4 protein-coding genes are annotated in these 6,246 nt (G+C 62.1%); 2 read left to right on the forward strand and 2 right to left on the reverse strand.

All coding sequences use genetic code 11. The features are described from left to right. The coding region (locus tag ACIREA_RS24180; RefSeq protein ID WP_397384903.1) for a hypothetical protein at nucleotides 1-193 on the forward strand (193 nt) is incomplete at its 5' end. 69 nt (nucleotides 194-262) lie between these two features. Here the strand turns inward: ACIREA_RS24180 and ACIREA_RS24185 are convergent. Beyond that, entirely contained in the window at nucleotides 263-1,828 is a 1,566-nt protein-coding gene (locus ACIREA_RS24185) for a sialidase family protein (protein WP_397384904.1), read from the reverse strand. A 388-nt stretch (nucleotides 1,829-2,216) separates the two neighbouring features. Between ACIREA_RS24185 and ACIREA_RS24190 the strand changes: the two genes are divergently transcribed. After that, the gene (locus ACIREA_RS24190; protein WP_397384905.1) at nucleotides 2,217-3,575 is read left to right on the forward strand and encodes a hypothetical protein; all 1,359 of its coding nucleotides are present in this window, start codon (nucleotides 2,217-2,219) and stop codon (nucleotides 3,573-3,575) included. 262 nt (nucleotides 3,576-3,837) lie between these two features. Here the strand turns inward: ACIREA_RS24190 and ACIREA_RS24195 are convergent, their stop codons facing one another. Beyond that, nucleotides 3,838-6,216, reverse strand: coding sequence for an NACHT domain-containing protein (locus ACIREA_RS24195; protein ID WP_397384906.1), 2,379 nt, complete (start codon nucleotides 6,214-6,216; stop codon nucleotides 3,838-3,840). Nucleotides 6,217-6,246: the final 30 nt, after the last annotated feature.

A 6,246-nucleotide genomic window follows, 5' to 3' on the forward strand; every position in this document is an offset into this window, starting at 1 on the left:
CTTCCAGTCCGCAGCAGGTCGCCTACACACAGCGAGTGTGGCCACAGGTAAAACATCGGAAGCACGAGCGCTGTGGGACGAGACGGTGAAAAGCGATAGGGAGGCTATGGAGCCGCGTGTGTCTGCGGAGTGCTGCGGACTGGAAGTCCGCGCGCCAGGACGCTTTGGCCTGCGGCGCTCCATTCCAAGATGAGCGCATTAAGCCAGGTGCGAGAGCAAGTGGCGGTCAGACATCGTGCCGAGTCCTGATCGCGCCAGTTCTCTACTTTTGCTTCTTCCCGTCCTTAGGTGCGTCCAAGGCGGACACCAGCACCGCCGTGTCCGGTTTCTTCCCGGAGTAAAACGAGAGGTAATGCGTGTCACCGATCACCGTGGCGTTCACGTTGCCGGCGTCGATGGTGCTGCCGCTGCCCACGGCCACCGCTTCGCCCTCGGGCCACTGGAGCGGATTCGCGATGACGCTCTTCGGATCCACGACGCGACGCCACAGGATGCCGGCGCGCCCGCGCTGAAAGTGGTAGTTGCTCAGCAGCCCGGTTTTGGCATCGAGGATCAGGCTCGGCGTGGAGATGAGCACATCGGTGATGTTGGTCTGCGCACGCGTCCAGGTCTTGCCGTGATCGGTGGAGAGCATCTGGAACTGAGAGCGCGCCGTGGTGGAATCTCCCGCCTCCGTGCGGCCAATGGCGAAGATCTTGCCATCGCCGAGGTAAACGGCGGAGGGCTCGGTGGGCCACTGATCTTTGGTCAGGCCGGACTCGATGGGTGTTTGCGTCCAGGTCTTGCCATCGTCCTTGCTCGTCAGCATGCCCCAGGAGTGAGTCGGGCCTGCATCGCCGTAATCCCCCGCGAACCACAGCGCCATGAGGCCCACCGTGGGAATGGCAAACACATCCGTGATCTGCACCGGGCGCACCGCCAGCTCCGGCGTGGTCACCAGCGTGAACTTCACGCCATCCGTCGTGCGATACAGGTCCTGGTGCCACTGCCCGCCGACCCTGCGCACCCAGAGCAGCATCGCCCCGGTGGAATCCAGGCCTTTGCCCACGGGCACATCGCCGTAGCCGGGGGAGTTGGCCACCAGGGTCTCAGCCGTCCACGTTTTGCCGCCGTCCGTGGAGGTGCGCGCATAGGTGGCGCGGGAGTCTTCGCCAATGGTGTGCCCGGAGCCCCGGCTGTACACGCAGACCAGCTTGTCGCCGATGGCCTGCAGCATCGGCCAGGAATTGTAGCCCTGCGCTTCCTGCACCAGGTGGGCCTCTGGGGGTGCGCTCAGCGGCGTCACCTTGACCACCGCCAGTCCGGTGGGGCTGGTGAAGGTGTCGGCGGGATCCGCAGGCTCGCGCTGAATGCGTATCGTCAGCGGTGCCTCCGGTACCACCTGGTAGTAGGACTCCAAAACAATCGTGCGGGAGTGCAGCGGTCCGGCAGGCAGCGCGGTGCGAATGGGGTCGCCCTGAAGATGCCGCTCGGTGAAGGGCGCCCCCTCCACCATCTGGGAAAGGTGCACGCGGTAAACATCCTCCAAGGCGGGGCTCGTCGCCGCGTCCGTGGTGGTCACGGTGATCTCCACCCGCACGCCGCCGCAGTCTTTGGGCAGACCCGTGACAACGCCGCTGACCGACTGCCCATCCGTGCCGCCTGACAACGACCACACCGGGATGTGCGTGGAGGCGCTGGACATCATCACCAGCGAAGGCTTGCCCGTGGCGATGGACAACTGATTCGCACTCAGGAAAAGCGGGGCGTATTCCGCCGCGAAGCCGGTGACGGTGGAGGCGAGCAGGGCCAGAAAAGAGATGCGCAGGGGCAGGGGGTGTTTTCGCATGGTCTCAGGCTTGCGCAGTCAGCGCCGAGGTCAAGGAGCCATGCACCCATGGCGCTCAGTTCAGTCCCCATTTCACAGCCCCTGCAAAGCCTGCCGGCTTCCACTGAAGAACCCGCCCAAGGAGCGCGGACCTCCGAGTCCGCAGCAGGTCGCTATCACACCGCAGGGGTGGCTGCACATGGCGCGTGGAAAGCACGAGGACTTCGGGACGAAAGAGTGATGGCGGCAGGGAGGCAGTGGAGTCACGTGTAGATTCGGAGTGCTGCGGACTCGGAGGTCCGCGCTCCGAGGACGCTTTTGAAACCTTCGAACTTGAAACGCCGCTTCATGCTTTACATCCCCCCATCTCTGATCATTGATCCCCGCTCGTTTTTTCCGACCTCCGCTAATGACCACCAAGCTCGATCCCAAATTCCTCGCCCTTCTTGCTGACACCGCGCAGAAACTTCAGGCGCTCGAAATCCAGCCCCGCGTGCTCGATGACGCCGCCACGGCGCTGACCGCCACCGCGGCGGAGCTCAGCCAGCAGATGATCGATTTCACCACCGCGCTCACCGCCGCCATGGAGTCGAAGGTCGCCGCCGACATCGCGGAACGCGAAGCCGCCAAGGCGCAGGCGCTGGCCGAGAAAGAAGCCGCACGTCTGGCAGCCATCGAGGCCAAGGAAGCCGCACGCATTGCCAAGGAAGAGGCTGCCGCTGCCGCCAAGGCGCAGGCCCTGCTGGAGCTCGAAGCCATGCGCGCCGCCGCCGCTGCCGTGAAGGCCAAGGAACTCGCCGACAAGGAAGCCGCCAAAGCCCGTGCGCTGGCCGAGAAGGAGGAGGCGCGTCTCGCCAAGGAACGCGAGGCCGCCGAGAAGATTGCCGCCAAGGAGCGCGCCCAGGCCGAGAAGCTGGCCGCCATGCTCGCCGCCGCAGAAGCCAAGGCGAAGGAACTGGCTGAAAAGGAGGCCGCACGCGTGGCCGCTGCTGAGGCCAAGGAAGCCGAGCGTCTGGCCAAAGAACAGGCCGCCCAGGAGAAAGCCGAGGCCAAGGCCCGTGAACTGGCCGAGCGCGAAGCCGCCAAGGAAGCCGCACGCCTTGCCAAGGAGCAGGCCGAAGCCGAAAAAGCCGCCGCCAAGGAGGCCGCCCGCTTAGCCAAAGAGCAGGAAGCCGCCGAGAAAGCCGCTGCCAAGGAAAAGGCCGAGGCCGAGAAGCTGGCCGCCATGCTCGCCGCTGCTGATGCCAAAGAAGCTGCACGACTAGCCAAGGAGCAGGCCGAAGCTGAAAAAGCCGCCGCCAAGGAAGCCGCCCGTCTGGCCAAGGAACAAGCCGAGGCCGAGAAGGCCGCTGCGAAAGCTCAGGCCGAGGCCGAGAAAGAAGCCGCCAAGGAAGCCGCACGCCTCGCCAAGGAGCAGGCCGAAGCTGAGAAAGCCGCCATCAAAGCCCAGGCCGAGGCCGAAAAAGAAGCCCTCCGCGCCGCCGCCGCCGAGCTGAAAGCCAAGCAGCTCGCCGAGAAGGAAGCCATCCGCCTCGAAAAAGAACAACGCGCCGCCGAAGCCGCCGCCGCCAAAGCCGCCCAGGAAGCCGAGCGCGCCAAGTTCAATCAAGCCGACGAAGAAGCCAAAGCCCGTCGCGCCGAAGCCCGCGCCAAAACCCTCGCCGAATACGAAGCCAAACAAAAAGCCCGCCAAGCCGCTGCCCTCGCACAGCTCGCTGCCGATAAAGCGGCGCTGCAGGCCGAGAAGCAGAAGGCTGCGGGGGTGTGATGAGATTCAGACAAGGCGTATCGCCCTTGAAGCTTCAAGGGAGGGTGGCCAAGCAAGGCCTATTTGGAGTGCGGCTGCGCAACCCTGAAAGGGTGAAGCTGCCGCTTTCGAACGTCCCGTGGACCACGCGGGCCGGCCGGCCTGCGGAAAACCACCAACTCCCGCCTCCGACTGGCCTATGGCACGCGAGAGCTGACCAGCCCGTCGAAAGCGGTAGCTCCGTTCGTTCCTCACTTCGCAACCGCAGTCCACACTGTTTTCTTCATTTCACGTCTTTGCCATCCGGCCCGATGATCCGGCACTCCTTTGGCAGTGTTTTCCGCAGCGCCGCCACAGCAGATGGCTCCAGCCCGGTGCAGCCGCGCAAATCGAGCGTTTTGAGACCCTGCAAGGCGCGGAGGTCCGGTAGGCGCTCCAACCCGGTGCAACCATCAAGGTCGAGATGTTCTAACCTAGCCAGTCCGGAGAGGCCATGGAGGGCTTTCGCACCATTCAGGCCGGTGCACCCCATCAAATAGAGCTTTTTGAGGTGCTGCAAGGCGTGCAGGTCCGGCAGGCACTTCAGCCCGCTACAGCCATCAAGGTAGAGTTTTTCCAATCGTTCCAGTCCTCTTAGTGGGAGGAGATCCTGGCTGGTAAGGTGGGGGCATGCGTAAAGGTAAAGTGTGGGGGCTGGGCGAGGGATGGGCTGTTCTTGTGCTTGGGGATAGACCTCGATAAGTGCCTTAAGCACCTCGGCATGGTCCGTAGCTGGTCCCAGCAACAGCGGGGTGATGCGCCAGCTCGTGCTTTCTGACATCTCCCAGGGCGCATGCGGCCAAGCGAGGTAAGCAGACCAAAGAATCCGCCACCAAGACTGGCGGGTAGACATGGGCAGGGGAATCTCCGGATCCTGGGCGATATTGATAGCGAACTGAACGGCATCCAGCGGCAGCAAGGGCGTGGGATTTTGATCATCCTTTGAAACGACGTGTGGCTGGTTGCTGTGCAAGGCGGGAAAGAGCCAGCGCAGAAGGGTGGGGGTATCGGCCTTGCGGGATTCAAGCAGGAAGATAAGCGGCTCGTGCCAGGCAGGTAGGGCGGGCAAATCCCGAAAGGACTCGCGGGTGTGCTGGATGGGGCCGTGTGGTGGAAAGAGTCTTTCCAAATCGTCTTTGGAAAGCTCGATCTCATCCAGTTGTGCTTCGGACCGCCGTGCAAGCTGGCGTTGGCGACGGTCGAACTCCATGCCCAGCCATTCGGCTGCAAAGAACTCCAGGAATGAAAGGTGAGTGAAGCCGTAGAGAGTGTTCCCTTCCTCATCACTGCTGCGCGGGATGAGCAATCCGGAGCGTGAAGCGATGTGGTGCAGCAGTTCATCAAGCTCCTCGGCAGTGGTATGCGTGCTGACCAGTCGGCCCTCCTCCCGCATGCGCTGGATGGCGGGGATTAGGAGCTGCTCTAACTCCGGGCGGGAGATGAGGATGTTGCCCTCATTCTCCGCATTCGGCAGCTTTCTGAATTCTCTGCTCCTCGCACTATATTCTCCGCTCACGCGGGACTCCTGCATGTGAGCACCTAGGAGGGCCAGCAGGAATCGGCGTTGGGCAGTGTCGAAGGGGCAGGTGTTTCCCAGCACAGGGCGCAGTCGATACGCGGCATCTATGCCGCCGAGGTATGCTTGGACGATGGCGTCGTAAAGCGCGGCACGACCATCCGGCAGGGGCTTGCCACTGCGCTTGAGGATATTCATCATGCACAGCAGGTTCGGCACACGTGAGATGATGCGCACGCCATCATGATGATGCGCGCGCACCTCCCGCATCAACTCGCGAGAGTAATCCGTGCTGTGCCGGTGCTGGAACCAACGCTGGGTAAAGAGGTCCTGCCGCTTGTCATCGAAAGGCGCGAGGTGAAGGCGCTGAGCGATGTATTTAGTCGACAAGATTGAAGTAAGACGTTGGAAGTCTTCGAGACTTACACCCGGCCAGCGTTCATAAATTCTTCCTGTATTTGTTTCATGCGGAACTTCGGAGTCTTCAAAAGTTGTTTCAAGAGATCCTTCCTTTGCATTAGCAATGATGTAACCACTCCAATATTCTTGCTGCTTTAACTTTTCTTGAATGATCCATTTGGATTGTTCTAGCATCTTTTCTTCTTGAGACTTATTCGAGGGAATGGATGGTGCCGTAAAATGCGGGAGTTCATCCACCGGCGCATCGTCATATCCAATTTCTCGCGAAGTAATCAGCCAGCGGGTATTTTTATTCGCGGCACGAATGCCGTCCTGAATGCAATTCACGATTTGACGGCGCTTGGCGAGATCACCGATTTCGTCGAGACCGTCAATGAGAAAGAAAATTTCAGCGTCGGTGTGGAGATGGTGGCGGAATTCGTCGCGGTGGTCTTTGAAGCTGTCGCAAAGCGGTGGGGCGGCTTCGTCGCGCTGGTAGCGCTCGATGAGTAAGTTGAGGAGACCGTCCCAGCTCCAGCTTGCCACCTGATCCTGCGGCAGCAGGGGCACAATATCCCGCAGGATGAGCGGCACGGGCAGCAGGCCGGTGAGCGCCGCTGCACCACTGAAGCCGCGCCCGCTGGCGAGGTGGGCGATGAGGGACTGGATGAGGGTGCTCTTGCCCATGCCCGGATCGGCCAGCAGCACGGTGCGGCGGTAGTCATCCTGCGCGAGCAG

This window comes from Prosthecobacter sp. (genome assembly GCF_044373815.1).
GTDB lineage: Bacteria > Verrucomicrobiota > Verrucomicrobiia > Verrucomicrobiales > Verrucomicrobiaceae > Prosthecobacter.

Excerpts from the sequence above, each read along its gene's own strand:
- ACIREA_RS24190 (WP_397384905.1), top strand. The coding sequence starts at position 2,217 with ATGACCACCAAGCTCGATCCCAAATTCCTCGCCCTTCTTGCTGACACC.
- ACIREA_RS24185 (WP_397384904.1), bottom strand. The coding sequence starts at position 1,828 with ATGCGAAAACACCCCCTGCCCCTGCGCATCTCTTTTCTGGCCCTGCTC.